The organism is Methylomicrobium lacus (assembly GCF_041897535.1).
In the GTDB taxonomy this organism is placed as follows: Bacteria; Pseudomonadota; Gammaproteobacteria; order Methylococcales; family Methylomonadaceae; genus Methylomicrobium; species Methylomicrobium lacus_A.
This window is the reverse complement of record NZ_CP169217.1, coordinates 2,471,099-2,496,479: the sequence shown is the minus strand read 5'-3', so window position 1 is coordinate 2,496,479 and position 25,381 is coordinate 2,471,099. Positions and strand designations below refer to the sequence as shown.

Genomic DNA, 25,381 nt, shown 5'->3' with positions numbered 1-25,381 from the left:
GCTGGATTGGAGCTTTGCGGAAACCCAGCTACGAGCTCTCACAATATCAAAGAGGTGTTCTTATGAGGTCAATTCATCAACATTAAGAGCTTCTAAATCAAGTTCTATACTCCCATCGTCCCGAAGGCGTTTTTCAAAGACTTCAGTAAGAGGTAAAAAAATTGATGTTCCGTTATCATTTTTATAAAAACTGTAGACAGGGTTATCATCAACATGATTATTTTTTGAGTAATGCTGAAGCCACATATAGCTATCAGTGAATATCATTTTCCATATTGGTCTGTGGGAATATAGAGTTACTTTTATATTTATTCCGGCTTTTTTAAGAAGATGGCAGCTTTTAAGAGTATTGATTAATTCAGATTGATGGGTTTTTTCATTTGCTTGAATTTCAATCATTCTTGTTTTGAATGCCTCACTCTTGGGGTTTAACAATAATACATTTACCGTTCCTTTAAATTGAGATATAACCCCATGAAGAGGGGTTGATGGGGAGCCGAATGTATTCCAACCTGTTAATCCTAAAATATACAAGTTTTTTGCGGAGCCACTAGCAATACCGCTAGCTAAAGCTTCCCAATCTTGTTTTTTATCTTGTTCTGTATTATGAGGATAGAATCCTTTTACCCCAATACCTTCGGCAATATTCTTTAATTTCAAATATTGTTTTGATAATGCCAAGGCTTTTAAGTATGTACGAATTAAAATTGAAAATGTAATAATAAATAAAAAAACAAGAAAATAAAAAGTCCAGTCTAAATCAATCGGCAGTCCTTTTGCTAATTCACCCTTTATTTTGGAAATTTGTGTAACCAAATAACCCCAAAAGGAAAAGCCGGCAACCCAAAGAATAATGCCACCTATTACGTAATGGGCCATTATAAATTCAAATGCCCACTTTTGAACTTCCTTGATATATTTATTGTTTTTCATAGAGTATTAATAATATTTTAGGCAGAAAAAAAGCCCAAAAAGGGCTTTTTTTCTTATAAAGAGAAATAAGGGCTTATAGCTTTAGTTCTGTTCTATTAACATTGCTAGGATTTAATGTTCTAGACTCAACATCTTTAACATTTTTGAGATAATTCATAAACAATTTCTTAATCAAATCCTCACCTTTGGAAAGAAGGAATAAACTAAAGCAAGCGGTAACTATGAGTAAAAAGAGTTTGACAAACATACATAACTCCATTCTGACCTAATAAATAGGTAGTTTATAAAAATTTTTGCCTTATAAATAAGAAAAAATACTATTAAAAAATAGTCGTCTTTTGTACTTATTGCATATTAGTAATTAACCAAATATAAAACCAAGAAAAATATGATCTGGCTCTCATTTTTCAATTCGTGACTACTAACTTTCTGCCATTCTTTACAATCAAATCATATCAAGCTTTTTTTAGCGAAGGTTTTTTCAATAAATCATCAAATTAATGAGTTTTACAACAAAGCCTCAGCAAAGTGTGTGCAAAAAAACCTTATCTTAGACTCTAATATTTTATGCGAAATTGTTTTATATTATATCACATATAAAAAATAAAACAATAAGCGATTTAAGTTATAGCTTGATTTTTGGGGAGACATCTAAACCCTGCATCATAAATCCTCTTCGTACATTTATTGATAGAACTCCAAGTGGTGGGTCTTTGAAAGGTGAATGGGCGGTGCACATCAGTTAACTTCGTGATGATCATCAGCCCTCGAGCTACATCCGCTGGGGCAAATACAAAGCATTCAATACTCGCCACAATGCTCATTCTCCTGAGGAGGCAAATAAGGCCCTGCCAAAAAGCCGTTATCGACATTGTAGATCATGCCGTGATTCGCTGTCCGCGACAAGTCATGGGTAAAATCGGCGACATTGCCGATCATTTGGGTGACTGCCGCGGCGATTAACATCGCGATCGGATCGCCGCCTCCCCCCGAGCCCTGACTGACCGCTTGCGTTCCGTGCCAGATGACTTGGCCCGAGACGGTGTCGATCAATTGCGCCTTGGCCCTGATCGTCGTGATCGACTGGACAACGACATATTTTTGCCCCCATTCCTCGATCGTGACATAAAGCACCGCGTCCGCGCCGATGATGTCGCGGATTTTTTTGAGCGCGACGCCGTGCATCTCTTCCGCCGACGGCAGGCCGTTTTCTTTCATGTATGCATCGACCACGGCTACCGGATATACATAGTAGCCGCACTCCGCCAGGGGCCGGGTAATCGTCGATAAATAACTGTACGGCGCGTTCACGTCGGTCGTCTGGTTCAAGGGCGGCAGTACCAGAATCGAGCGCGGACGGTGGCTGCGAAACAACGAATAATCGAACGGCGGCGTGGTTACGCAACCTGCGATCGTGATCAACAGCAAGGCAAGACAGCATTTCCAGATCGGATGGACGGATTTCATTTTTTTAACCTGCCTAGCATGCCGTCAACAAAGGTCGCAGACTCCGGGAACAGCTTTTTCTCGGTTTCGAATTCGAGCGCGGCCGCGTGCGTATCGCTCTGCAAAAAATACAAATAGCCCAGATGCGCATGCAGGCCGGGCGGCACGGGCTTGCCGGCCTCGCCCGCCTTGCCGATGTCTTCGCGGAGTTTGGCGATCTGCGTCGCAGGATCGGCCGAACCCGGTTCTTCGTACATCTGATAGATCAGGTCCTCGTACTCGCCCCAATAATAGAGTGACGGCGCGGGAGCGCAGCCCGATAACGCCAGAAAGCAGAACGCCAATCCTAACGGCTTAACGATGGACGCCATTGGCCGTGCTCCATGCCTTCTATCAGACGGTTGACCGCCTCCATGATCGCAAGATTCAGCACCTTGCCGTTCAGCGTCGCATCGTAACCGGCTTGTGAACCGAAACCGATCACTTCGCGGTTACTCAGTTCATATTCCCCGGCGCCTTGGACCGAATAAATGATCTTCGAGGTTTTGACATCGACTACGTTCAAGGCGACCTTGGTATAGGCGACTTGGGTTTTGCCGTAGCCGAGAATGCCGAATAGTTGCGTATCCCCCGTCGTGCGCCGGCCGAATTCGGTCACATCACCGGTCAGCACTACCTCGGCGCCTTCCAGTTGTTGCTCCGCGCCTCTGATCTTGGCTTCCTGGCTGATTTCCTCCATGTTTTCCCGATCGACCACTTCAAAACGCCCGGATTGTTGCAGGTGCGTTTTCAGAATCGTCTTGGCCTGACTGCCCAACTGGTCGAAGCCGTCGGAGAATATGCCGCGCATATAGGCGGAACGGTTTTGAAACTTGCCGACAGTCAGAACATGCTTGACGCCCTGATAAGCCGTCATCGAAGACGGCACGGTTTCCGGCGTCAATGCCCGATGCGATTCGCTCGCACAGCCTGACAGCAATGCCAGCAGCAAGGGAAAAATAAAGTGCCAAGCCCTTTTTTTGTCATTCAGTAACGGCGACATAAAATTTATCCTGAGTGTTGTTGAGTTAATTTCTATTAGACCATTTGGAATGGAGTATAGCCATGCGTAAGATTACCGTTCCGAGAGAACGGAGTAACCGAACACGCCACGCGACATCGTAACGCAGGAGACTGGACTTCACCATCCGCCGCTTTGCGAATCACTTCGACGATGGCTCTTCTGAATTCGGCGCGCAAGATGGACTGAAATGACTCGGGGCTGCCGGTCATTTTGTTGCGTATGCCCACCGAGAAAAAGTAAGCGGCTTCATCAAGCCCTTTACAAAAAAAATGGCGGGGTTTTAACCCGCCATTTTTTGCAGAATCAAGAATCGCCGCCCGATTCGTGGTGAACGCTTTCCGCCGGAGCCGGCTTCGATTCGGCTTCCGGACGCGGTGTGCGCTCCGGTGTTGCCGCAGGCTCCTGATGCGATTCGCCGCCCTGATTCTCTGCGGAGTCTCGCGCATAAGCCGGCGCTTCCGACTGGCCTGTAGACTCGGAGCCGGCTTCACCATTGGCGGCGCCCGCGTCCTGGCGTCTGTTGCCGGAGTGTCTCGAACGGCGGCGCGGCCCGCGGCGCTTGCCGTTGGATGAGCGCTTTTGCTCGCCGTTGGCAGCGGGCGCCTCAGTCACTTGAGTCTCGGTTTCAAGCACTGCAACCGAAGTTTCCGCCGGCTGCTCGCCGGGCTCCAGGACCTGCACAGGCCGCTCTTGCGGGCGCTCGGCCGGCTTGTGTGGTTCGCGCTGCTCACGTGGTTCCCGTTGCTCGCGTGGTTCCCGTTGCTCGCGTGGTTCCCGCAGCTCACGTGGTTCCCGTTGTTCACGCGGTTCTCGTTGTTCACGCGGTTCTCGTTGTTCACGTGGCCCCCGTTGCTCGCGTGGTTCCCGTTGCTCGCGTGGTCCCCGTTGCTCGCGCGGTTCCCGTTGTTCGCGCGGTTCCTGTGGTTCACGCGGCGGACGTGCTTCCTGTTTGCCCGCATGCTCCTTGCCGGGTTTCTTTTTGTTCCTGTCGTGCCTTGAAGGTTTGCTCTTCTCGGCCGTTGGCTCCGGCTTCTCCTTCACGGTCTCCTCGACCGGCTCTTTCGACGGGCCGATCAGCTTCTGCCAGAAGCGTTTGATCAGGCTGGCCGCTTCGCTCCGATTCTGCACCGGCGCCGGCGAATCGGGCATAAACTCCTTGATCGCGGCTTTTTCTGTGCGCTGTCTCGCCTGTTGCGCAAATTCCGGAATTGCGATTTCCTCGGCCTTGATCTGCTGGTAGCTGGATTTTTCTTCCGCCGCGTCTTTCTCCTTGATGCGCTCGATGTCGTAGGCCGGGGTTTCCAGGTGTTTGCTCGGCAGCACGATGATATCGACTTTCAGCCGGTTTTCGATCTGCTCGATGTTGTTGCGTTTTTCATTCAGCAAAAAGGTCGCGCAGTCGATCGGCAGATGCGCAATCACCTTTTCGGTGCCTTTCTTCATCGCTTCTTCCTCGATGATGCGCAGCACCGACAGCGCGACCGATTCGACATTGCGGATCGTGCCCTGGCCCTTGCAGCGCGGACACGGCAATTGGGTCGAATCGCCGAGCGACGGACGCATGCGTTGCCGGGACATTTCGAGCAGGCCGAAGCGCGAGATGCGACCGGTCTGGATGCGGGCGCGATCGATCTTCAGCGCGTCGCGCAGGCGGTTTTCGACCGCGCGCTGGTTCTTGCTCGACATCATGTCGATGAAGTCGATCACGAACAGGCCGCCGGAGTCGCGCAGGCGCAATTGGCGGGCGATTTCGTCGCAAGCTTCGAGGTTGGTGTTCAGCGCGGTTTCCTCGATGTCGCTGCCCTTGGTCGCGCGCGCCGAGTTGATGTCGATCGAGGTCAACGCCTCGGTATGATCGATCACCAACGCGCCGCCGGAAGGCAAGGGCACTTCGCGGCCGTAAGCGAGTTCGATCTGCGATTCGATCTGATAGCGGCTGAACAGCGGCACCGAATCCTGGTAAAGTTTGGCCTTGGGCAGGAAATGCGGCATCACCTGTTTCAGGAAGTTTTTGACCAGGTGGAACGATTCTTCGTTATCGATCAGGATTTCGTCGATGTTGCCGCGCAAATGGTCGCGCAGCGCGCGGATGATCACGTTGCTTTCCTGGAACACCAGGAAAGGCGCGGTCTGCTCGGTCGAAGAGCGCTCGATCGCTTCCCACAGCTGCATCAGGTAGTTCAAGTCCCATTGCAGTTCCTCGGCATTCTTGCCGCAGCCGGCCGTGCGCACGATCAGGCCCATGCTGTCCGGAATTTCGAGCGCGGCCATCACCTCGCGCAGTTCGCTGCGGGTGTCGCCTTCGATGCGGCGGGAGATGCCGCCAGCCTTCGGATTATTCGGCATCAAGACCAGATAGGTGCCGGCCAGACTGATGTAAGTGGTTAGCGCGGCGCCTTTGTTGCCGCGCTCTTCCTTTTCGATCTGCACCAGGATTTCCTGGCCTTCCCTCAGCTGGTTCTTGATCGACTTGCGGCCGCCGCCTTCGCTCTCGCCTTCTTCCGGGGCATGGCGGTAGGCCGGTGAAATTTCCTTGAACGGCAGGAAGCCGTGTTTTTCGGCGCCGTAGTTGACGAAAGCCGCTTCCAGGCTCGGTTCGACGCGGGTGATGATGCCTTTGTAAATATTCGATTTTTTCTGTTCTTTTGAGGGAACCTCTATGTCAAAATCGTAGAGTTTTTGACCATCTACCAAAGCGACCCGCAATTCTTCCGCCTGCGTGGCATTGATAAGCATTCTTTTCATTTTGTATCCTTGTTTATATCCTGCTCCTTGGTCAGACTTTACTCTGTAGACTGAACGCAGTCTTTTAGCTGGTCCGGCTCGGCGAAACGCATCGACTCTTCGGCGTTTGCGGCCTTCGGCATGTGGGGTTTGGCATCGCGGGTCGAGGCTTCGCCTCTCGCCCGGACTTTCCGGTGGCGGAAAGAACGGCCCGATTAAGAGCGCCTCATGCTAAGCGGTTGACATGCTTAATTCTATCGTCCTGGCGGTAAATTCTGTCTTCAACAGGTGTTATCAGTCGTTCTTTATAATCGTTATTGTTTCAGGTCGGGCTCGGCCCGAAAATGCTTCGCCATCAAGGCTATGCGCGCTTGGCTGACCTTCTTGACAGCGGTTCGGGGCGGATTTCCTCATCGAAAATCCGCCGGGAATAGGGTAATTCTTATACTATAGCCAGCCTAATATAACAACCTTATTGCTTCACATCAATTTAAACAATCAATCCGAGTGTGATACTGGTATCATTTACTGCATGAAAACAGACTCCACAACCGCATCACCGACCGTGCAACTGGTCGAAATCACCGAAGATAACAACGATCAGCGCCTCGACAATTTTTTGCTGACCCGCCTGAAGGGCGTGCCGAAAAGCCGCATCTACCGTATCGTCCGCAAAGGCGAGGTGCGGGTCAACAAGGGCCGCGTCGACGTGAATTACCGGCTGATGACCGGCGACATCGTCAGAATTCCGCCGGTCCGGGTCGCCGAAAAAACCGAACAGACCTTCGTGCCGCAAACCTTGCGGGACGCGCTGCAAAACGGCATTCTGTACGAAGACGAAGGCTTCATCGTGCTCAACAAGCCGGCAGGATTCCCGGTGCATGGCGGCAGCGGCATCGATTCCGGCATCATCGAAGGCCTTCGCCGTCTCAGGCCGGAGGCGACGTTCCTCGAACTGGTGCACCGGCTCGACCGGGATACCTCGGGCTGCCTGATTATCGCGAAAAAACGCAGCGCCTTGCGCAAGCTGCACGAATTGTTCCGCGACGATCATGTGCACAAGACCTATCTGGCGCTGTTGGCCGGGCAATGGGCGCGCAAAAAGCTGATCGTGAATGCGCCGCTGCTCAAAAATGTCAACAAGGGCGGCGAACGCATCGTGGTGGTCAGCCAGGCCGGCAAAGAGGCCGAAACGCTGTTCAGGCGCATCAAATTGTTCAAAAGCGCGACCCTGGTCGAGGCCTCGCCGAAAACCGGCCGCACGCACCAGATCCGGGTGCATGCAGCCTGGCTCGGGCATCCGATCGTCGGCGACGAACGCTACGGCCTCAGCGACATCAACAAGACGTTTTACGGCAAGGGCTACAAACGGATGTTTCTGCACGCGCGGGAACTGACGTTTGAACACCCGGTCACCGGAAAACCGATCAAATTCGAGGCGCCTTTGCCGCCGCCATTGCAGGACTTGTTGGACCGTGAAGAAGCAGTTTGATTTATTGATTTTCGATTGGGACGGCACCCTGATGGACTCGATCGGCTGGATCGTGCATTGCATGCAGACCGCCGCCGAACGGCTCGGCTGCGAGATTCCGACGCCCGAGGCCGCGAAGGATGTGATCGGCCTCAGTATCATTCGCGCGATGGACACCTTGTTTCCGGGCGCAAGCCCCGAGCTTCGGGAACAATTGGTGCGCGCCTACAGTCAAGAGTATGCGTCCAGGCCCTTGGGCCCCGGCGACTTGTTCGCGGGCGTCCGGGACATGCTGGAGGAATTGAACGGCGCGGGCTACCGTCTGGCGGTCGCGACCGGCAAGACGCGCGCCGGCTTGCAAAATGCCTTGCAGGCGACCGGCACCGAAGCGCTTTTTTGCATCACCCGCGCGGCGGATGAGACCGCTTCCAAACCCGATCCCAAGATGCTGCTCGAAATCATGAATCATGTCGATGTGGCGCCCGAGCGGGCATTAATGATCGGCGATTCGATTCACGACTTGCAAATGGCGCAAAACGCCCAAATATCGGCGATCGGCGTTTCCTGCGGCGCGCATTCGGAACAAATACTGCAACAATACCGGCCGTTGCTATGCTTACAGCAACCGACGGAGCTGCTGAATATCATTTGAGGTAACCATGACAGAAAATCAACAAGACAAAGCGCATGCGAATTCAACCGGCGAGCCGGGTTGGGAGCGCGCCGTGATCGAAAAAGTCGCGCTGGCCGCGATCGAGGAGCAGGCCAAGGCGCGGCGCTGGGGCATCATTTTCAAATCCGCGACCTTTTTATATCTGACCGCGCTGCTCGGCATCGCGCTGCTGCCGCAGTTGAAAAAGGACATCGGCAGCGACGACGGCGACCATACCGCGGTAGTCGATGTGGTCGGCATGATCGCGGAAGACAAAGGCGCGAACGCCGATGCGATCATCAAGAGCCTGCGCAAGGCGCTCAAAGACGAGCAGACCAAAGGCGTGATCCTGCATGCGAATTCGCCGGGCGGCAGTCCGGTGCAGTCGCATATGGTCTATGAGGAAATCCGCAAGCTGAAGAAAGAATATCCGAAAACGCCGATCTATGCGGTGGTCGGCGATATCTGCGCCTCCGGCTGTTATTACATCGCCTCGGCCAGCGACAAGATTTTCGTGAGCCCGGCCAGCCTGGTCGGCTCGATCGGCGTGATCATGGACGGCTTCGGCTTTGTCGACACGATGCAAAAATTCGGCGTCGAGCGCCGGGTGCTGACCGCCGGCGCGCATAAGGCGATGCTCGATCCGTTTTCGCCGCGCAAGGAAGATGAAACCCAGTTCATGCAAAAACTGCTCGAACAGGTGCATCAGCAGTTTATCAAAGCCGTCAAGGACGGCCGCGGCAACCGCCTGAAAGAGGCGCCGGATTTATTCTCGGGTCTGGTCTGGACCGGCGAGGAAGGCATCAAGCTCGGCATCGCGGACGCCTACGGCAATGACGACTCGGTCGCCAAAGACATCATCGGCGCCAAAAAGCTGGTCGATTTTACCGAGCAGGACAGCCTGCTGGAACGGATGGCCGGCAAACTGGGGGCTTCGTTCGGCCATGCGCTCGGCAGCGTGTTAGAGAACTGGGAACTGAAATAACCGGTTCAGGGCTTATTCAGCCAGTGGGTTTAATATTAGCTTCATAAATTAATCGTTTTTTCAGTTCAATGCCTACCGCTCCGAAAGCACCGAAGGGTAGGCGGGCGAACGTCGGTTCCGGATTATTATGAAACAGTTCACCTTGTTGTTCGTGTTAGGCGCAGTACTGGTCGGTCATGCGGCGGCCGATGACTTCATGGTCAGAATCAGCCTCGACCAGGCCACGCGGCAGGTGCTCGGCAGCGGCAATCACCGCGTGCTGGGCGCGCAAACGGTCATGATCGACGGCCGCGAAGTGCATGTGATCAAGGTGCTGACGCCCGACGGACGCATTCGTTATTTTCGGATCGACGCCGAAACCGGGGCGCCGCTGGGTTAATCGGCGAGGAGAAAAAGGACCATCATGCGTATTCTGGTAGTTGAAGACGAACAACAATTGTGCGAGCAAATTCAGCATTTCCTGGCCGACAAAGGCTTCGCGGTCGATAAGGCGCACACCGGCCGGGACGGCTTTTTCATGGGCAAGGAATACCCGATCGACGCCGCGATCATCGATATCGGCCTGCCCGACTTCTCGGGGATAGAGTTGATCCAGCGCCTGCGCAAAAGCAAGGTGAGCGTGCCGATCCTGATCCTGACCGCCCGCAGCCGCTGGCAGGAAAAGGTCGAAGGCCTCGAGGCCGGCGCGGACGATTATCTGGTCAAGCCGTTTCATTACGAGGAACTGCTGGCCAGGATCAATGCCCTGCTGCGAAGATCTGTCGGCCAGGCGCATCCGGTCTTGACCCACGACAATATCGAGCTCGATACGGTCGCGCAGGAAGTCACCGTCGACGGCGTCAAGCTCGAACTGACCGCCTACGAATACAAGGTGCTCGAATACCTGATGTTCCGGAAAGGCGAACTGATCTCCAAATCGGTGCTGACCCAGCATATCTACGACGAGGATTTCGACCGCGACAGCAACGTGATCGAAGTGTTCATCGGCCGCTTGCGCAAAAAACTCGATCCCGACGGCACCCGCAAGCCGATCGAGACCTTGCGCGGGCGCGGTTACCGGATTCCGCTGGATCATGCCTGAACGGATGGCGGCGTTTGCGCTGACGCTCCCGACTGCCAGCGATGAAACGTCGTCCCCAAGAACCACCCACCTGCCGGTTTGAAAATTCCGCCGAATTCCGCTTCTACGAAGAGCTGAACGATTTTTTGCGGCCACAGCAGCGCAAGCAAACGCTGGCCTACCGCTTCAACGGCAACCCCGGCATCAAGGACCCGATCGAGGTGTTCGGGGTGCCGCATACCGAGGTCGATCTGATCGTCGTGAACGGCGAGTCGGTCGGCTTCGACTATCGGCTCAAAAACGGGGATCGGGTCGCGGTCTACCCGGTGTTCGAAAGCTTCGATATTTCCCCGATCATCAAATTGCGCGCGGCGCCCTTGCGCCATACCGCGTTCGTGGTCGATGTGAATCTCGGCAAGCTGGCCCGCTTATTACGCCTGTTCGGCTTCGATACGCTGTTCACGAATGCGCTGACCGACGCGGAAATCGCCGCGATTTCGGCCGAGCAGCAACGCATCGTGCTGACCCGCGACCGGCGCCTGTTATTCGCCAAAGCGATCACCCACGGCTATTGGGTGCGCGCGGTCGAGCCTTTGCGGCAATTGGCCGAGGTGGTTCGGCGTTTCGATTTGGCGGATCAGCTCAGGCCGTTTTGCCGCTGCACGGCCTGCAACGGCCTGATCGAAGCGGTCGAGAAACAGGCGGTGCTGGATTTACTGGAGCCGAAGACAAAGCGCTATTACGAACGCTTTTATCGGTGCCCGACTTGCGGCAAGGTGTATTGGGAAGGGTCGCATATCGATCACATGAGGCAACGCTTTGCCGGCTATTTGCAGGGAAAGGCGACTTAATGCAATTCCCGGTGGCGGACGATCACGTTCAGGAAGGGACTGCGGAAGCGCTTGGCCAGCGCGTCGATCAGATAGACCGAACGGTGTTGCCCGCCGGTGCAGCCGACCGCGATGGTCAGATAGCTGCGGCCTTCGGCCTCGAAACGGCCGACCCAGCGTTCGAGAAAACCGACGATGTCCAGGTAGAATTCATTGACCAGGGGCTGGCTTTTCAGAAATTCGATCACCGCCTCGTCCTTGCCGGTCAGTCCGCGGAGTTCCGGCAGCCAGTAAGGATTGGGGAGGCTCCGCGCATCGAAGACGAAATCGGCGTCCAACGGGATGCCGTGCTTGAAACCGAACGATTGGAATTGCAGCGAGATTTGCCGGCTGTCGCGCTCACCGATCTGATTGCGGATCAGATCGCGCAGTTCATGGTAATGGGTCCGGCTGGTGTCGATCACGAAGCTGGCATAGCGCGCGATCGGCGTCAGCATTTCCTTTTCGATCCGCAGCGCTTCCTTCAGCGGCGTATTGAAATCGGTCAAGGGATGCTTGCGGCGCGTTTCGCTGTAACGCTTCAGCAGCACCGCCTCATCGGCCTGCATGAAGATCACTTCGCAATCGATTTTTTTCTTGCGAATGTTGTTCATGCTCTCGGAAAAATTGAGCAGGCTGTCCGAGGGATTGCGGGAGTCGATCCCGATCGCGGTCTTCGCGTAGGTCAGCGTATCCGACTGCATCACATGGGTGATGAAATCATCCAGTAAGGAGACCGGCAGGTTGTCGATGCAATAATAACCGCAATCCTCCAACGTATCGAGGGCGATGCTTTTGCCGGAGCCTGAAAGTCCGCTGACGATCAATAGTTTCATGGGGAGGCTAAAGGGTTCAGGGTACCAGGCTCAAGGCCGGAGGCGATATACCGCATCCCTTGACCTTGAACCCTGTACCTGCTTTATCAATGTCCCAAATGTTTTTCTTTGTGCTTGATGATCTGGCGATCCAGCTTGTCGACGATGTTGTCGATCGCGACATACATGTCGTCCTGATGGTCTTCCGCGAACAGCTTCGCGCCGCTGATTTGCAGGGTCGCCTCGGCTTTGTGGATCAGCTTTTCGACGGCCAGGATGACATGGACGTCGGCGACGTTGTCAAAATGGCGGGCCAGCTTTTCGAATTTGGTATCGACGTGCGCTTTCAGTGCGTCGGTGACTTCGAGATGATGGCCGGTTACGATAACGTGCATGTTAAACTCCTCTTTGGTTGAATGATTGTGCCGCGCCCGTCTACATGATGCGTTTTCTTTCGCTTGACGAGGCGATCAGCATGGCTTCGCGATATTTCGCAATGGTTCTGCGGGCAACCTGAATGCCCTTTTCTTGCAGCAGTTCGGCTATTTTACTATCACTGAGCGGTTTTGCCGGATTTTCATTGCTGATCAGTTCCTTGATGAATGCGCGGATCGCGGTTGACGAGCATTCGCCGCCGCCTTCGGTCGAGACGTGGCTGGAAAAGAAGTATTTGAATTCGAAGATGCCGCGCGGGGTATGCATGTATTTTTGCGTCGTGACCCGCGAGATGGTCGACTCGTGCAGTTCGAGTTCCTCGGCGATTTCCTTCAGCACCATCGGCTTCATCGCGATCGAGCCGTGCTCGAGAAAGCCGGTCTGCTTCTCGACGATGCTGCGGGCGACCCGCAGCAGCGTGTCGTTGCGGCTGTTCAGGCTCTTGATGAACCAGCGCGCTTCCTGCAGATGGTCCTTCATGCAGACGTTGTCCTTGCTGTCGTCCGCGCGTTTGATCAGCGTCGAATAATACGGATTGATGCGCAGTTTCGGCGCGATGTCCGGATTCAGGTTGACCTGCCAGCGGCCGTTCTTTTTGGCGACATAGACATCCGGAATCACATAGTTGGTTTCGGTCTCCTGGATCTTGGCGCCGGGCTTCGGGTCGAGCGTTCGGATCAGGGCGACCGCGGCGCTGAGCTGCTGTTCGCCGAGATTCAATTTACGCATCAGTTTGTTGCGCTCCTGCGCCGCCAACAAATCCAGGTGTTGGGTCACGATGCGCAAGGCGTCGCCGCGGTAAGGCGTGTCTTCGGGAAGCTGCTCAAGTTGCAGACGCAGGCTGTCGGACAGGTCGACCGCCGCAATGCCGGGCGGGTCGAAATGTTGAATCCGGTGCAGCACCGCATTGACTTCGTCGAAATCGAGATCGTCGATCTGGTCTTGCAGGCCTTCGAATATATCCTCGATGCCGGAGGTCAGGTAGCCCTCTTCGTTGATCGAATCGATGATCGCGAGCGCAATCGCATGGTCGCGCTCGCTGAATTTGGTCAGATCGACCTGCCACAAAAGATGATCGAGCAGGGTCGAGGATTTGCTGCGTTGGGTTTCAAAATCGGAGTCGTCGGCGTTGTCATTACCGCTCCATTCGGGCGTCGCGTCGAAGATGTCTTCCCAGGAAGAATCGAGCGGCAATTCGTCCGGAATATCGGTTTGCGAGCCTTCGCTGGTCGCCGTGTCCGAGGTGTCGATCTTTTTTTCCGGCATTGGTTCCAGCGCCGGCGCGGCATGCTCGTCTTCGCCGAGTTCCAGCATCATGTTCGATTCGAGCGCCTGTTCGATTTCCTGCTGCAAATCGAGCGTCGACATCTGCAACAGACGGATCGCCTGCTGCAATTGCGGCGTCATCGTCATTTGCTGGCCGAGTTTGAAATGGAGCGACTGTTTCATGGCGGTGAATTTATCAAATTCTGGATTTAAAGACTAAATTTATCGCCCAAATACACTTTGCGCACTTCTTCATTGGCGACGATCGCGTCGGCACCGCCCTCGGCGATGACCCGGCCGTCGTTAAGTATATACGCCCTGTCGCAAATACCCAGCGTTTCCCGAACATTGTGCTCGGTGATCAGGATGCCGATGCCGCGGTCTTTCAGGTGGATGATGATGTTTTTGATGTCCTCGACCGAAATCGGATCGACGCCGGCGAAAGGTTCGTCGAGCAAAATGAAGCGCGGATTGCAGGCCAGGGCTCTGGCGATTTCGAGCCGCCGCCGCTCGCCGCCCGAGAGGCTCATCGCCATTTGCTTGCGCAGATGCGGAATATGCAGCTCCTCCAGCAGTTCCTCGATGGCCAGACCGATTTGCCCGCGGGTCAAATCGCCGCGCAGTTCCAGCACCGCGCGGATATTGTCCGCGACGCTGAGCTTACGGAAGATCGAAGGCTCCTGCGGCAGATAGCCGATGCCGAGCCGCGCGCGCAGATACATCGGATGATGGGTGATGTCCTGCTCATCGAGCGTGATCTCGCCCCCATCGGCCTTGACCAGGCCGACCATCATGTAAAAACTGGTCGTTTTGCCGGCGCCGTTCGGCCCCAGGAGGCCGACGACTTCGCCGGTATTCACCTCCAGCGAGACGCCTTTCACGACATGGCGCTGATTGTAATTCTTGATCAGTTGCTTGGCGGCGAGTCGAGTCATCGCGTTTTACTTTTTCGCTTTCGGTTGCAAGGTGACGCGCACCCGTTTGGAGTCGGTCGATTTGTCGCCGGCCTTGACCAGCGAGGTATTGATGTCGTACTCGATATAATCGCTCGCATAGGTGCCGTTGCCCTGCTTGACCGTGGCGTTGTTTTTCAGGATCAACAGGTTTTTTTTCGGATAATACTCACCGATCAACGCATCGCCGATGATGTCTTCCTTGCCCGGGCTCGGCGTTTGCTTGAACCTTGCCGGATTGCCGGTAAACACCAGTTTTTCCGCATCGCCGTCGACAAAGTGCACGACCAGCTTGTCCGAATTGACCTTGATGCTGCCCTGGACCGAGACCACATCGCCGGTGTAGATGCTGACCGCGGCCTTGTCGTCATAGGTCGCGGTATTCGAATCGATCGTGATCGGCTGTTCGGCGTCGGTCGCCAAGGCGTGCGCGGCGGCGCCGTAAAATCCGGACAGCACGAGACAAAGGCTTAAATAACCGCAAAGTTTATTTGGTTTCATATTTTCCCTGCACTTTCGACAGCAATTGCAGATGCACCGGCTGTTCGAATACCAGTTTCATGCCGACGCCGGTGGTGCGGTTCGGCGGGCTGATCAATTCGGCCCATTCATCGGTCTCGGCATAATGCGTTTCCGGTTTGACTCTGACATTGGTTGTATTGATGATCAATGGCTTCGTGCTCTTGCCCCCAGTCCGTTCGACGTGGACCTTGCCGTTCAATCGCAAATCCTTGCCGTCGGCCGACAAAATCCCCGCTTCCGCGTTGACCACCCAGGGCGGCGTCGCCGCATTATGGAAAAACATCAGCGGTTTGTCCAAATGCGTGGTGCCGTCGTCGCTGTAATGCGTCATCCGCTCCGCGGTCAGTTTGTTTTTCAACAGGCCGTCATCGCCCATCTCCCATTTACGGTAGCCGGTGCTGAAATAATCCGGGCTATGCGGCGGCACGATCAGGCGTCCCTCTTCCTCGGTGATCGTCAGCTCGACCAGCCCCCAGCTGAGCAGGGCGAGCACGCCGAGATAGAGGTGAACGCGTAAATGCCTGAGCCTCATTGCAGATAACTGTCCAATATCGCCGCGTAATGGCCTTGCGCCTGCATGATCAGGTCGCAGACTTCCCGGACCGCGCCGCGCCCGCCGGGCAAGCTAGTGCACCAGTCGGCGCGCGCCTTCACGTCGGGATGCGCATCATTGACCGCGACCGCGAGCCCGACCTGGACCATCAGCGGCAGATCCAGCAAATCATCGCCGACATAGGCGGCCTGTTCCTGCGCGAGTCCGGTCTTGCCGAGCAATTCCTGAAACGCCTGGCGTTTGTTCTCGTGGCCCTGGTAAACATGTTCGATGCCGAGCATCTTCATCCTGAGCGCGACCGATTTGGATTTGCGCCCCGAAATGATCGCGATGTCCACGCCGGTGCGCTTCAACAGCTTGATGCCATGGCCGTCGCGGGCATGAAAGGACTTGTATTCGTTGCCGAAAAAATCGAAAAACAGCCGGCCGTCGGTCAACACGCCGTCGACATCGAGCACCAATAATTTGATCTTTTTGGCTTTTTCAATCACTGCTTGCATGGTGTTTCCCTAGACGATGCCGGCCCGGATCAGGTCGTGCATGTTCAATGCGCCGACCGCGCGGCGTTCCGCGTCGGTCACGATCAACGCATTGATGCGTTTTTGCTCCATGATCTGCATCGCCTCGGCCGCCATCGTGTCGATGCCGATGGTCGTGCAATGCGCGGTCATCACCGCGTCGATGCGGGTTTTATGGATGTCCAGATTCTTGCCGAGCATGCGCCGCAAATCGCCGTCGGTAAAAATGCCGGCCACCTTGTTGTCGGCATCGACGATCGCGGTCATGCCGAGCTTCTTTTCGGTCATTTCGAGCAATGCCTCGCTGATCAGCGCAGTCTCCCGCACCGCCGGCATCTCGCCGCCCGTGTGCATGATGTCGCTGACCCGAAGCAAGAGGCGCTTGCCGAGGCTGCCGCCCGGATGCGACAGCGCGAAATCGTCGCGGGTAAAGCCGCGCGCCTCCAGCAGCGACACCGCGAGCGCATCGCCCATCGCCAGCGCGGCGGTCGTGCTCGAGGTCGGCGCAAGGCCTAAAGGGCAGGCTTCCTGGGCGACGCCGACATCGATATGCACGGTCGCGAGCGTACCCAGGGTCGATGCCGGATTGCCGGTCATCGCGATCAACGGCACGCCGAGGCGCTTGATGATCGGCAGGATCGTCAACACTTCCTCGGTTTCACCGGAATTGGACAGCGCCAGCACCACATCCTGCTTCGTGATCATGCCGAGATCGCCGTGGCTGGCCTCGCCCGGATGCACGAAAAACGCCGGCGTGCCGGTGCTGGCCAAGGTGGCGGCAATCTTGCCGGCGATATGCCCGGATTTGCCCATGCCGGTCACGACCACGCGGCCGGGGCAGGCAAACATCAGCCGGCAGGCGGCGGCGAAATGCGCGTCGATGCGTTCGGCCAGCGCCGCCACGGACTGGGCCTCCACCTGAATCACCGCCAGCGCCAGCGCGCGCAGTTCCTGGTCGTGCAGCATCATCTGCGGTGACGGCGGCCGTGCCGCGGCATGAAAGTCATTAACAAGCGTCGAATGAATATTTAAAAACGCACATTATGCCATGATTAGCCGGCCAATGGTCTATAGGCGCAACGTTAAAATCGGCAAACGGCGGCCGGCATGTGCTTGATTGTGCAACCGGCGGCGCTCCGGAGCCCTTTGGTCATGCCGCGCCGCATCACCGCATTCCGCTAAAAAGCGGCATAATCTATTGACTTTATAGAGATTATTCAGTGAAAATAGAGGGTTCATATCGTCGAACCCAAACCGAAACCGCGCATGGAAAACAGCGTAAAACAACAAGACAATCTGGTCAGTGTGCGCAATCTGTCGTTCTCGCGCGGCGAAAAAAAAATTTTCGATGACGTCAACCTGTCGATCGAGCGCGGCAAGGTCACCGCGATCATGGGGCCGAGCGGTACCGGCAAAACGACGTTGCTGAAACTGATCGGCGGCCAGTTGGCGCCAGCCGCAGGATCGATTCATGTCGACGGCCAGAACGTGCACCGGCTACGCCGGGCCGAATTGTACAACCTCAGGAAACGCATCGGCATGCTGTTTCAAAGCGGCGCGCTGCTGACCGACATGAACGTTTACGACAATGTCGCGTTTCCGCTGCGCGAACATACGCATCTGCCCGAATCGATGATTCGCACGCTGGTGTTGATGAAGCTGCACGCGGTGGGCCTGCGCGGCGCGCGCGATCTGATGCCGAACGAACTGTCCGGCGGCATGGCCCGGCGGATTGCGATGGCCAGGGCGATCGCGCTCGATCCGATGATGATCATGTACGACGAGCCGTTTACCGGGCAGGATCCGATCTCGATGGGCGCCCTGGTGCACCTGATCAAATCGCTGAATACGACCCTCGGCCTGACCAGCATCATCGTCTCGCACGACGTCCAGGAAACGATGGCGATCGCCGATTACGTCTATCTGATCTCGGACGGTAAAATTGCAGGACAAGGCACGCCGGAAGAAATCAGGCAATCCCCCTCCGACTGGGTGCAGCAGTTCATGACCGGCGCGGCGGACGGCCCGGTGCATTTCCACTATCCCGCCAAAGATTATTTTGACGACCTGATCTCGACAGGAAGACGTTACTGATTCTCGGACGATGACTAAATTTCTAAACACGCTTGGCAAGACCACCACGACCAGTTTCACCAAGCTGGGCCGGGGCTCCTATTTCCTGCTCGAAACCCTGACCGGCATTATCGATGTCATACCGCGCCCGCGTTTGCTGGTCAACCAGGTCTATTCGGTCGGCGTATTGTCGTTTTTGATCATCGTGATTTCCGGGCTCTTCGTCGGCATGGTACTGGGCCTGCAAGGCTATTACATCCTGTCCGATTTCGGCGCGGAGGAAACCTTAGGCCTGATGGTCGCCGCCTCCTTGGTCCGGGAACTCGGACCGGTAGTCACGGCCTTGTTGTTCGCGGGCAGAGCGGGTTCCGCCCTGACCGCCGAGATCGGCCTGATGAAGGCGACCGAACAACTTTCCGGCATGGAAATGATGGCGGTCGACCCGATCCGGCGCATCATCACGCCGCGCTTTCTGGCCGGTTTCATCGCGATGCCGCTGCTCGCCGCCCTGTTCAGCGCGGTCGGCATCATCGGCGGACAAATGGTCGGCACCGGGCTGCTCGGCGTCGATGACGGCGCCTATTGGTCGCAAATGCAGGCCAATATCGATTTCGAAGACGACATCGTGAACGGCTTCATCAAAAGCATCGTGTTCGGCTTCGTGACCACCTGGATCGCCCTGTTCGAAGGTTACGACACGGTGCCGACCTCCGAAGGCGTCAGCCGCGCGACCACCCGCACCGTCGTCAATTCGGCTTTCAGTATTTTGGGTCTCGATTTCATCTTGACCGCACTCATGTTTGGAGAAGATTAACATGCAGCACAGCAGCACCCAGGATACCCTGGTTGGGCTTTTTGTCGCCGCCGGCATCGCCGGATTGTTTTTCCTGGCTTTGCAAGTCAGCAATTTGAGCACCTTTGTCGAAGAAGACAGCTATACGGTGACCGCAAGCTTCGAAAATTCGGGCGGCCTGAAGGTCAAATCGCCGGTATCGGCGGCCGGCGTCAAGATCGGCCAGGTCAGGGCGATCAGTTTCGACCCGAAGACCTATCAGTCGGTCGTCGAAATGGCGATCTATTCGCAATACAAGACCTTGCCTTCCGACACCACCGCCAGCGTCTTCACCGCGGGGCTTCTGGGCGAGCAATACGTGAATCTGGAACCGGGCGGTTCCGAGGAATACCTGGAAGACGGCAGCAAGATCGAAATCACCCAGTCCGCAATCATTCTCGAAAAAGCGATCGGCCAGTTTCTGTTCAAGTCGGCCGAGGAAAAGGCGGAAGGGAAGAAGAAATGAGCCGGCTGAACATCGTTGACCAGGGCGCAGGGCATTTTCTTGTCGATGGCGACTTGACTTTCGCGACGATCGACAAGCGCACGGTCAAATCGCTGGCCTTTTTGACCTCGCACAAGGACATCACGATCGACCTCGGCCGGGTCGACAATACCGACAGCGCCGGGCTTGCGCTGATGATAGAATGGATCAAATATTGCCGCGCCAAACGGACTCAACTCCGTTTCAGCCATGTGCCGAAACAGTTGCTGAGCCTGGCCCGGCTCAGCGGTTTCGACAAGGACCCGCATTTCGCGGCCCACCTCGAATGACTCCGTCCCAATTCTTTCCCACCGAATCAAATCACTTAGAAACCTGCTATGGATAAACTCATCATCACCGGCGGCAAACCCTTATCCGGCGAACTGCGCATTTCCGGCGCGAAGAATGCCGCATTGCCGATCCTTGCCGCCACGCTGCTCGCGGAAGCGCCGGTCACCGTCGGCAACATCCCTCACTTGCACGACATCACCACCACGATGGAACTGTTGGGGCGGATGGGTGTGCGCCTGTTGGTCGATGAAAAAATGAACGTCGAAGTCGACAGCCGTTTCATCCATAGCTACGAGGCGCCCTACGAACTGGTGCGCACGATGCGCGCGTCGATTCTGGTACTGGGACCTTTGCTCGCACGCTTCGGCGAAGCGCATGTGTCCCTGCCCGGCGGCTGCGCGATCGGCACCCGTCCGGTCGACATTCACTTGAACGGCCTGATCAAGATGGGCGCAGAAATCAAGGTCGAAGGCGGCTATATTCATGCCAAGGTCGATCGCCTGAAAGGCTGCCGTCTGGTGCTCGAACAGGTCACCGTGACCGGCACCGAGAACCTGATGATGGCGGCCTGTCTCGCGGAAGGCACCACGATCATGGAAAACGTCGCGAAAGAGCCGGAAGTGACCGATCTCGCACATTTCCTGAATGCGCTCGGCGCGAAGATTTCCGGTATCGGCACCGATGTGCTGGTGATCGAAGGCGTCGAAAAACTCGGCGTCGAAAACGTCCATTACAACATCATGCCGGACCGGATCGAAACCGGTACCTACTTGGTCGCGGCCGCGATCACGCGAGGTTCGGTCAAACTGAAAAACACCCGCCCCGACATCCTGGACGCGGTGCTCGAAAAACTGACCGAGGCCGGCGCCGACATCACCTCCGGCGAGGACTGGATCCGGCTCGACATGCACGGCAAACGGCCGAAGGCCGTGTCGGTACGCACCGCGCCGTATCCGGCGTTCCCGACCGACATGCAGGCGCAGTTCATCGCGCTGAACGCGATCGCGGAAGGCGTCGGCATCATCACCGAAACGGTGTTCGAAAACCGTTTCATGCACGTGCAGGAATTGCAGCGCATGGGCTCCGACATCAAGCTCGAATCGAATACCGCGATCTGCACCGGCGTCGACAAGATTACCGCTGCTCCCGTGATGGCGACCGATCTGCGCGCCTCGGCGAGCCTGGTGATCGCCGCGCTGGCCGCCGAAGGCAACACGGTCGTCGACCGGATTTACCATATCGACCGCGGTTACGATCACATCGAGGAAAAATTGCAGCAACTCGGCGCGACGATCCGCCGCGTCCCGAATTAAGGAGACCCGATGCTGACGATAGCCGTATCCAAAGGCCGGATTTTCGAGGAGGCCCTGCCTTTTCTCGAAGCCGCCGGCATCACCCCGATCGACGATCCTAAAACCAGCCGTAAGCTGATCCTCAGGACCACGCGCGCGGATGTACAACTGGTGATCATCCGCGCGACCGACGTGCCGACCTTCGTCGAATACGGCGCGGCCGATCTCGGCATCGCCGGCAAGGACGTGCTGCTCGAACACGGCGCGGAAAGCCTGTATGAGCCGCTTGATCTCGGCATCGCGCGCTGCCGGCTGATGACCGCCGCGCACAAGGACGCGCCGCCCTTGCCCGGCAGGATTCGCGTCGCGACCAAATACGTCAAGATCGCCCAGCGCTATTTTGCGGCCAAGGGCATCCAGGCCGAGATCATCAAGCTGTACGGCTCGATGGAACTCGCGCCCCTGGTCGGCCTGGCCGACTGCATCGTCGATCTGGTCGAGACCGGCAATACGCTGAAGGCGAACGATCTCGAACCGCGCGAGTTGATCATGCACATCAGCTCGCGGCTGGTCGTGAACAAGGCCGCGATGAAGATGAAAAACCGCGCGATCGTCGACCTCTTGAATCAATTCGAAAAGACCTTAGCCACCAAAGGTTAACGCCATGCCCAAGATAACCCTGACCCGCCTCGACGCGGCATCTGCCGACTTTAACGGCCAACTGGACCGGCTTCTGGCCTGGAACGAAAGCGAAGACCTGTCGGTCCATCAACGGGTGCTCGAAATCATTACCGAGGTGCGCATACAGGGCGATCAGGCATTGGTCGACTATACCAACCGTTTCGACCGGCGCACGGTGAACGATGCAGCCGAACTAGAATTGAGCCAGGACCAGCTCAAGGCCGCTTTCGAGGCGGTGCCCGAAGCCCAAGCGAAGGCATTGCAAACTGCGGCCGAGCGGATTCGCGCCTATGCCGAACATCAAAAGATCGCATCCTGGAGCTATACCGAAGCGGACGGCACCGTGCTCGGCCAGAAAATCACCCCGCTCGACCGGGTCGGACTGTATGTGCCGGGCGGCAAGGCGGCCTATCCTTCGTCGGTGCTGATGAACGCGATCCCGGCCAAGGTCGCCGGCGTCCCCGAACTGATCATGGTGGTGCCGGCCCCGAAGGGCGAATTGAATCAGCTGGTGCTGGCCGCGGCCTACATCGCCGGCGTCGACCGGGTCTTCACGATCGGTGGCGCGCAGGCGGTAGCCGCGCTCGCTTACGGCACCGAGACCGTGCCGCCGGTCGCGAAGATCGTCGGTCCCGGCAATATCTATGTCGCGACCGCGAAGAAGCTGGTTTTCGGCCAGGTCGGCATCGACATGATCGCGGGGCCTTCCGAAATCCTGATCATCTGCGACGGCAAGACCGACCCCGACTGGATCGCGATGGACCTGTTCTCGCAGGCCGAGCACGACGAAAACGCGCAGGCGATCCTGATCAGCGACGACCAGTCCTTTCTGGATGCGGTCGACCGCAGCATCAACAAACTTCTGCCTGAGATGGAGCGTGCCGAGATCATCCAGGCTTCGCTGACCGGACGCGGCGCCTTGATCCGGGTCGAAAACCTGCGGCAGGCCGCCGAAGTCGCGAACCGGATCGCGCCGGAACACTTGGAGCTGTCGGTCGCCGATCCCGAAGCGTTATGCGAACAGATTCGCCACGCCGGCGCGATCTTCCTCGGCCGCCACACCGCCGAAGCGCTCGGCGACTACTGCGCCGGCCCGAACCACGTGCTGCCGACCTCCGGCACCGCGCGCTTTTCCTCGCCGCTCGGCGTCTACGACTTTCAAAAGCGCACCAGCCTGATCAACTGCTCGCCGGAAGGCTCCAGCGAGCTCGGCAAGACCGCCTCGATCCTGGCGCGCGGCGAAGGGCTGACTGCGCATGCGCGTTCTGCGGAATATCGGATTAAAACCGATTGAAAACGTACCTAATGGTTTCGAAGTATCGGCATAACATGCCGATACTTGCAAAACCGACTGTTTTACTTTATTTTAACGAAATCCGTATAGGCTAGGGGTGCTTGCCGCAGGTGGGCAGGCTGAGAAAGACCCTTTGAACCTGATTCCGGTTAATACCGGCGTAGGAAAGCCCTAACTTCCCCGCGCCTTGTTTGTTTTTGTTGTTGGAGAAACGCAATGAGCGCCGTTCTTAAAGACCTCACCGCCGACGCGGTCAGCCAGGTCAAAATCGATCCTTATCCCGCATCGGAAAAAGTGTATGTGCAGGGCAGCCGCCCGGACATCCAGGTGCCGATGCGCAAAATCACTCTGTCCGATACGCCCGCGCATTTCGGCGCCGAAAAGAATCCGCCTCTGTACGTATATGACACATCCGGCGTCTATACCGATCCGAATGTCTCTGTCGATCTGAAAAAGGGCCTGTCCCCCATCCGCGCCAACTGGATTCTGGAACGCAATGACACCGAGGAATTGGCCGGACCGACTTCGGTCTTCGGCCATCAACGCCTGCATGATCCTGCGACAGCGCACCTGCGTTTCGAACATATCCGGAAGCCCCGCCGCGCGAAGGCGGGCATGAACGTGTCGCAAATGCATTATGCGCGGAAAGGCATCATCACGCCGGAAATGGAATTCATCGCGATCCGCGAAAACCAGAAGATGGACGAGATGCGCGACTTATGGAAGGGTCAGCATCCGGGGCAATCGTTCGGCGCCTCGATTCCGGACGTGATCACACCCGAATTCGTGCGCAGCGAAGTCGCCCGCGGCCGCGCGATCATTCCTGCCAACATCAACCATCCGGAACTCGAGCCGATGATCATCGGCCGCAACTTCCTGGTCAAGATCAACGGTAACCTCGGTAACTCGGCGGTCACCTCGTCGATCGAGGAAGAAGTCGAAAAGATGCTCTGGGGCATCCGCTGGGGCGGCGACACGATCATGGACCTGTCGACCGGCAAGAACATCCACGAGACCCGCGAATGGATCCTGCGCAATTCGCCGGTGCCGATCGGCACCGTGCCGATCTATCAGGCGCTCGAAAAGGTCAACGGCAAGGCCGAGGAACTGACCTGGGAAATTTTCCGCGATACCTTGATCGAGCAGGCCGAGCAGGGCGTCGATTATTTCACGATCCATGCGGGCGTTCGGCTCCAGTATGTGCCGCTGACCGCGAAGCGGATGACCGGCATCGTTTCGCGCGGCGGCTCGATCATGGCGAAGTGGTGTCTCGCGCACCATACCGAAAGCTTCCTGTATACGCATTTCGAAGAAATCTGCGAGATCATGAAGGCCTATGACGTGTCGTTCTCGCTCGGCGACGGCCTGCGCCCCGGCTCGATCTACGATGCGAACGACGCGGCGCAGTTCGGCGAGCTCGAAACCCTGGGAGAATTGACCCAGATCGCCTGGAAGCACGACGTGCAGACGATGATCGAAGGCCCCGGCCACGTGCCTTTGCACATGATCAAGGTCAACATGGAAAAGCAGCTCCAAGAATGCGGCGAGGCGCCTTTCTATACCTTGGGGCCATTGACCACCGACATCGCGCCGGGCTACGACCATATCACCTCCGCGATCGGCGCGGCGAACATCGGCTGGTACGGCTGCGCGATGCTGTGCTATGTGACGCAGAAAGAACACCTCGGTTTGCCGAACAAGCAGGACGTCCGCGAAGGCATCGTGACCTACAAGATCGCCGCGCATGCCGCCGATCTGGCGAAGGGCCATCCGGGCGCGCAGGCGCGCGACAACGCGATGTCGAAGGCGCGCTTCGAATTCCGCTGGGAAGACCAGTTCAACATCGGCCTCGACCCCGAAAAGGCGCGCGCATTCCATGACGAGACGCTGCCGAAGGAATCGGCCAAGATCGCGCATTTCTGCTCGATGTGCGGCCCGCATTTCTGCTCGATGAAGATCAGCCAGGACGTGCGCGATTATGCGGCCGAGAAAGGGCTGAACGAAGAGGAAGCCCTGCTGAAAGGCATGGATGAGAAATCGAAGCAGTTTCTCGAGGAAGGCGCGGATATTTACCATAAGGTCTGACCGCCTTGGCTCCGGCGTCCTCGTCGGAGCCTTCCCTCTTGATATGAATTAACAAAGCGCCAAGGTTCCGGGTTTTACTTGGCA

The 25,381-nt window shown here is 56.5% G+C and carries 27 protein-coding genes and 1 riboswitch; of the genes, 14 read left to right on the top strand and 13 right to left on the bottom strand.

Annotation, left to right across the window (positions count from 1 at the left end; genetic code table 11):
- Positions 1–60: 60 nt before the first annotated feature.
- The 5 genes from ACEPPP_RS10980 to ACEPPP_RS10960 form a co-directional block, all read right to left on the bottom strand.
- Positions 61–933, bottom strand: a complete 873-nt coding sequence (locus ACEPPP_RS10980) for a hypothetical protein (RefSeq protein WP_374086622.1) — start codon at positions 931–933, stop codon at positions 61–63.
- An 801-nt stretch (positions 934–1,734) separates the two neighbouring features.
- Positions 1,735–2,400, bottom strand: a complete 666-nt coding sequence (locus ACEPPP_RS10975; protein ID WP_374086620.1) for a DUF799 domain-containing protein — start codon at positions 2,398–2,400, stop codon at positions 1,735–1,737.
- Positions 2,397–2,750, bottom strand: a complete 354-nt coding sequence (locus ACEPPP_RS10970; protein ID WP_374086618.1) for a DUF4810 domain-containing protein — start codon at positions 2,748–2,750, stop codon at positions 2,397–2,399. The genes ACEPPP_RS10975 and ACEPPP_RS10970 overlap by 4 nt, the downstream gene beginning before the upstream one ends.
- A complete protein-coding gene (locus tag ACEPPP_RS10965; RefSeq protein WP_374086617.1) occupies positions 2,726–3,421 on the bottom strand; it encodes a CsgG/HfaB family protein in 696 nt (231 codons plus the stop codon). The genes ACEPPP_RS10970 and ACEPPP_RS10965 overlap by 25 nt, the downstream gene beginning before the upstream one ends.
- Positions 3,422–3,745: 324 nt before the next feature.
- Positions 3,746–6,187: an Rne/Rng family ribonuclease gene (locus ACEPPP_RS10960; RefSeq protein ID WP_374086616.1), complete on the bottom strand. Its 2,442-nt coding sequence runs from the start codon at positions 6,185–6,187 to the stop codon at positions 3,746–3,748.
- Positions 6,188–6,698: 511 nt separating this feature from the next.
- Between ACEPPP_RS10960 and rluC the strand changes: the two genes are divergently transcribed.
- From rluC to ACEPPP_RS10930, 6 genes are all read left to right on the top strand, one after another.
- Positions 6,699–7,658 carry a 23S rRNA pseudouridine(955/2504/2580) synthase RluC gene (rluC, locus tag ACEPPP_RS10955; protein WP_374086614.1) on the top strand — a complete coding sequence of 320 codons (960 nt, stop codon included), beginning with the start codon at positions 6,699–6,701 and terminating at the stop codon, positions 7,656–7,658.
- Positions 7,642–8,289, top strand: coding sequence for an HAD-IA family hydrolase (locus tag ACEPPP_RS10950; RefSeq protein ID WP_374086612.1), 648 nt, complete (start codon positions 7,642–7,644; stop codon positions 8,287–8,289). The genes rluC and ACEPPP_RS10950 overlap by 17 nt, the downstream gene beginning before the upstream one ends.
- 7 nt (positions 8,290–8,296) lie before the next feature.
- On the top strand, positions 8,297–9,274 hold the full coding sequence (sppA, locus tag ACEPPP_RS10945; RefSeq protein WP_374086610.1) for a signal peptide peptidase SppA: 978 nt from the start codon (positions 8,297–8,299) through the stop codon (positions 9,272–9,274).
- Between the two features lie 127 nt (positions 9,275–9,401).
- Positions 9,402–9,653, top strand: coding sequence for a PepSY domain-containing protein (locus ACEPPP_RS10940; RefSeq protein WP_029646685.1), 252 nt, complete (start codon positions 9,402–9,404; stop codon positions 9,651–9,653).
- Between the two features lie 24 nt (positions 9,654–9,677).
- The gene (locus ACEPPP_RS10935) at positions 9,678–10,355 is read left to right on the top strand and encodes a response regulator transcription factor (RefSeq protein ID WP_374086608.1); all 678 of its coding nucleotides are present in this window, start codon (positions 9,678–9,680) and stop codon (positions 10,353–10,355) included.
- A 41-nt stretch (positions 10,356–10,396) separates the two neighbouring features.
- On the top strand, positions 10,397–11,185 hold the full coding sequence (locus ACEPPP_RS10930; protein ID WP_374086606.1) for a Mut7-C RNAse domain-containing protein: 789 nt from the start codon (positions 10,397–10,399) through the stop codon (positions 11,183–11,185).
- Here ACEPPP_RS10930 and rapZ read toward each other — a convergent pair.
- From rapZ to ACEPPP_RS10890, 8 genes are all read right to left on the bottom strand, one after another.
- Positions 11,182–12,039, bottom strand: a complete 858-nt coding sequence (gene rapZ / locus ACEPPP_RS10925; protein WP_374086604.1) for an RNase adapter RapZ — start codon at positions 12,037–12,039, stop codon at positions 11,182–11,184. The genes ACEPPP_RS10930 and rapZ overlap by 4 nt on opposite strands.
- Before the next feature lie 86 nt (positions 12,040–12,125).
- On the bottom strand, positions 12,126–12,413 hold the full coding sequence (gene hpf / locus ACEPPP_RS10920; protein WP_374086603.1) for a ribosome hibernation-promoting factor, HPF/YfiA family: 288 nt from the start codon (positions 12,411–12,413) through the stop codon (positions 12,126–12,128).
- Between the two features lie 40 nt (positions 12,414–12,453).
- Positions 12,454–13,902 (bottom strand): RNA polymerase factor sigma-54, encoded by a 1,449-nt coding sequence (locus ACEPPP_RS10915; RefSeq protein WP_374086602.1) that lies wholly within the window; start codon positions 13,900–13,902, stop codon positions 12,454–12,456.
- A 26-nt stretch (positions 13,903–13,928) separates the two neighbouring features.
- Positions 13,929–14,654 (bottom strand): LPS export ABC transporter ATP-binding protein, encoded by a 726-nt coding sequence (gene lptB / locus ACEPPP_RS10910; protein ID WP_374086598.1) that lies wholly within the window; start codon positions 14,652–14,654, stop codon positions 13,929–13,931.
- A 6-nt stretch (positions 14,655–14,660) separates the two neighbouring features.
- The gene (gene lptA / locus ACEPPP_RS10905) at positions 14,661–15,173 is read right to left on the bottom strand and encodes a lipopolysaccharide transport periplasmic protein LptA (RefSeq protein ID WP_374086596.1); all 513 of its coding nucleotides are present in this window, start codon (positions 15,171–15,173) and stop codon (positions 14,661–14,663) included.
- On the bottom strand, positions 15,160–15,726 hold the full coding sequence (lptC, locus tag ACEPPP_RS10900; RefSeq protein ID WP_374086594.1) for an LPS export ABC transporter periplasmic protein LptC: 567 nt from the start codon (positions 15,724–15,726) through the stop codon (positions 15,160–15,162). Before lptC ends, lptA begins: the two co-directional genes overlap by 14 nt.
- Positions 15,723–16,247 carry a 3-deoxy-manno-octulosonate-8-phosphatase KdsC gene (kdsC, locus tag ACEPPP_RS10895; RefSeq protein ID WP_374086593.1) on the bottom strand — a complete coding sequence of 175 codons (525 nt, stop codon included), beginning with the start codon at positions 16,245–16,247 and terminating at the stop codon, positions 15,723–15,725. The genes lptC and kdsC overlap by 4 nt, the downstream gene beginning before the upstream one ends.
- A gap of 9 nt (positions 16,248–16,256) precedes the next feature.
- Positions 16,257–17,234, bottom strand: coding sequence for a KpsF/GutQ family sugar-phosphate isomerase (locus tag ACEPPP_RS10890; protein ID WP_374086591.1), 978 nt, complete (start codon positions 17,232–17,234; stop codon positions 16,257–16,259).
- Positions 17,235–17,531: 297 nt separating this feature from the next.
- Between ACEPPP_RS10890 and ACEPPP_RS10885 the strand changes: the two genes are divergently transcribed.
- The 8 genes from ACEPPP_RS10885 to thiC all read left to right on the top strand — a co-directional run bounded on the left by ACEPPP_RS10885 (position 17,532) and on the right by thiC (position 25,297).
- Complete coding sequence (locus ACEPPP_RS10885; RefSeq protein WP_374086590.1) at positions 17,532–18,359, top strand: ABC transporter ATP-binding protein; 828 nt, start codon at positions 17,532–17,534, stop codon at positions 18,357–18,359.
- A gap of 10 nt (positions 18,360–18,369) precedes the next feature.
- Positions 18,370–19,152, top strand: a complete 783-nt coding sequence (mlaE, locus tag ACEPPP_RS10880) for a lipid asymmetry maintenance ABC transporter permease subunit MlaE (RefSeq protein WP_374086588.1) — start codon at positions 18,370–18,372, stop codon at positions 19,150–19,152.
- A gap of 1 nt (position 19,153) precedes the next feature.
- Positions 19,154–19,636, top strand: a complete 483-nt coding sequence (mlaD, locus tag ACEPPP_RS10875; RefSeq protein WP_374086587.1) for an outer membrane lipid asymmetry maintenance protein MlaD — start codon at positions 19,154–19,156, stop codon at positions 19,634–19,636.
- Complete coding sequence (locus ACEPPP_RS10870) at positions 19,633–19,944, top strand: lipid asymmetry maintenance protein MlaB (protein ID WP_374086585.1); 312 nt, start codon at positions 19,633–19,635, stop codon at positions 19,942–19,944. Before mlaD ends, ACEPPP_RS10870 begins: the two co-directional genes overlap by 4 nt.
- A 48-nt stretch (positions 19,945–19,992) precedes the next feature.
- Complete coding sequence (gene murA, locus ACEPPP_RS10865) at positions 19,993–21,258, top strand: UDP-N-acetylglucosamine 1-carboxyvinyltransferase (protein WP_374086583.1); 1,266 nt, start codon at positions 19,993–19,995, stop codon at positions 21,256–21,258.
- Between the two features lie 9 nt (positions 21,259–21,267).
- The gene (gene hisG, locus ACEPPP_RS10860) at positions 21,268–21,897 is read left to right on the top strand and encodes an ATP phosphoribosyltransferase (RefSeq protein WP_374086581.1); all 630 of its coding nucleotides are present in this window, start codon (positions 21,268–21,270) and stop codon (positions 21,895–21,897) included.
- A gap of 4 nt (positions 21,898–21,901) precedes the next feature.
- Positions 21,902–23,212, top strand: a complete 1,311-nt coding sequence (gene hisD, locus ACEPPP_RS10855) for a histidinol dehydrogenase (RefSeq protein WP_374086580.1) — start codon at positions 21,902–21,904, stop codon at positions 23,210–23,212.
- A gap of 83 nt (positions 23,213–23,295) precedes the next feature.
- Positions 23,296–23,396, top strand: a riboswitch (TPP riboswitch).
- A gap of 32 nt (positions 23,397–23,428) precedes the next feature.
- Complete coding sequence (gene thiC / locus ACEPPP_RS10850) at positions 23,429–25,297, top strand: phosphomethylpyrimidine synthase ThiC (protein ID WP_374086578.1); 1,869 nt, start codon at positions 23,429–23,431, stop codon at positions 25,295–25,297.
- The last annotated feature ends 84 nt before the right edge of the window (positions 25,298–25,381 follow it).

Bases quoted from the DNA above. Each gene is read 5' to 3' on its own strand.
- murA (WP_374086583.1), top strand. From the start codon at position 19,993: ATGGATAAACTCATCATCACCGGCGGCAAACCCTTATCCGGCGAACTG.
- ACEPPP_RS10935 (WP_374086608.1), top strand. From the start codon at position 9,678: ATGCGTATTCTGGTAGTTGAAGACGAACAACAATTGTGCGAGCAAATT.
- ACEPPP_RS10930 (WP_374086606.1), top strand. From the start codon at position 10,397: ATGAAACGTCGTCCCCAAGAACCACCCACCTGCCGGTTTGAAAATTCC.
- ACEPPP_RS10915 (WP_374086602.1), bottom strand. From the start codon at position 13,902: ATGAAACAGTCGCTCCATTTCAAACTCGGCCAGCAAATGACGATGACG.
- ACEPPP_RS10965 (WP_374086617.1), bottom strand. From the start codon at position 3,421: ATGTCGCCGTTACTGAATGACAAAAAAAGGGCTTGGCACTTTATTTTT.
- ACEPPP_RS10890 (WP_374086591.1), bottom strand. From the start codon at position 17,234: ATGATGCTGCACGACCAGGAACTGCGCGCGCTGGCGCTGGCGGTGATT.
- mlaD (WP_374086587.1), top strand. From the start codon at position 19,154: ATGCAGCACAGCAGCACCCAGGATACCCTGGTTGGGCTTTTTGTCGCC.
- thiC (WP_374086578.1), top strand. From the start codon at position 23,429: ATGAGCGCCGTTCTTAAAGACCTCACCGCCGACGCGGTCAGCCAGGTC.
- hisG (WP_374086581.1), top strand. From the start codon at position 21,268: ATGCTGACGATAGCCGTATCCAAAGGCCGGATTTTCGAGGAGGCCCTG.
- ACEPPP_RS10980 (WP_374086622.1), bottom strand. From the start codon at position 933: ATGAAAAACAATAAATATATCAAGGAAGTTCAAAAGTGGGCATTTGAA.
- mlaE (WP_374086588.1), top strand. From the start codon at position 18,370: ATGACTAAATTTCTAAACACGCTTGGCAAGACCACCACGACCAGTTTC.
- kdsC (WP_374086593.1), bottom strand. From the start codon at position 16,247: ATGCAAGCAGTGATTGAAAAAGCCAAAAAGATCAAATTATTGGTGCTC.
- lptA (WP_374086596.1), bottom strand. From the start codon at position 15,173: ATGAAACCAAATAAACTTTGCGGTTATTTAAGCCTTTGTCTCGTGCTG.
- ACEPPP_RS10885 (WP_374086590.1), top strand. From the start codon at position 17,532: ATGGAAAACAGCGTAAAACAACAAGACAATCTGGTCAGTGTGCGCAAT.
- rapZ (WP_374086604.1), bottom strand. From the start codon at position 12,039: ATGAAACTATTGATCGTCAGCGGACTTTCAGGCTCCGGCAAAAGCATC.
- hisD (WP_374086580.1), top strand. From the start codon at position 21,902: ATGCCCAAGATAACCCTGACCCGCCTCGACGCGGCATCTGCCGACTTT.
- lptC (WP_374086594.1), bottom strand. From the start codon at position 15,726: ATGAGGCTCAGGCATTTACGCGTTCACCTCTATCTCGGCGTGCTCGCC.
- hpf (WP_374086603.1), bottom strand. From the start codon at position 12,413: ATGCACGTTATCGTAACCGGCCATCATCTCGAAGTCACCGACGCACTG.
- sppA (WP_374086610.1), top strand. From the start codon at position 8,297: ATGACAGAAAATCAACAAGACAAAGCGCATGCGAATTCAACCGGCGAG.
- ACEPPP_RS10870 (WP_374086585.1), top strand. From the start codon at position 19,633: ATGAGCCGGCTGAACATCGTTGACCAGGGCGCAGGGCATTTTCTTGTC.
- lptB (WP_374086598.1), bottom strand. From the start codon at position 14,654: ATGACTCGACTCGCCGCCAAGCAACTGATCAAGAATTACAATCAGCGC.
- ACEPPP_RS10970 (WP_374086618.1), bottom strand. From the start codon at position 2,750: ATGGCGTCCATCGTTAAGCCGTTAGGATTGGCGTTCTGCTTTCTGGCG.
- ACEPPP_RS10940 (WP_029646685.1), top strand. From the start codon at position 9,402: ATGAAACAGTTCACCTTGTTGTTCGTGTTAGGCGCAGTACTGGTCGGT.
- ACEPPP_RS10960 (WP_374086616.1), bottom strand. From the start codon at position 6,187: ATGAAAAGAATGCTTATCAATGCCACGCAGGCGGAAGAATTGCGGGTC.
- rluC (WP_374086614.1), top strand. From the start codon at position 6,699: ATGAAAACAGACTCCACAACCGCATCACCGACCGTGCAACTGGTCGAA.
- ACEPPP_RS10975 (WP_374086620.1), bottom strand. From the start codon at position 2,400: ATGAAATCCGTCCATCCGATCTGGAAATGCTGTCTTGCCTTGCTGTTG.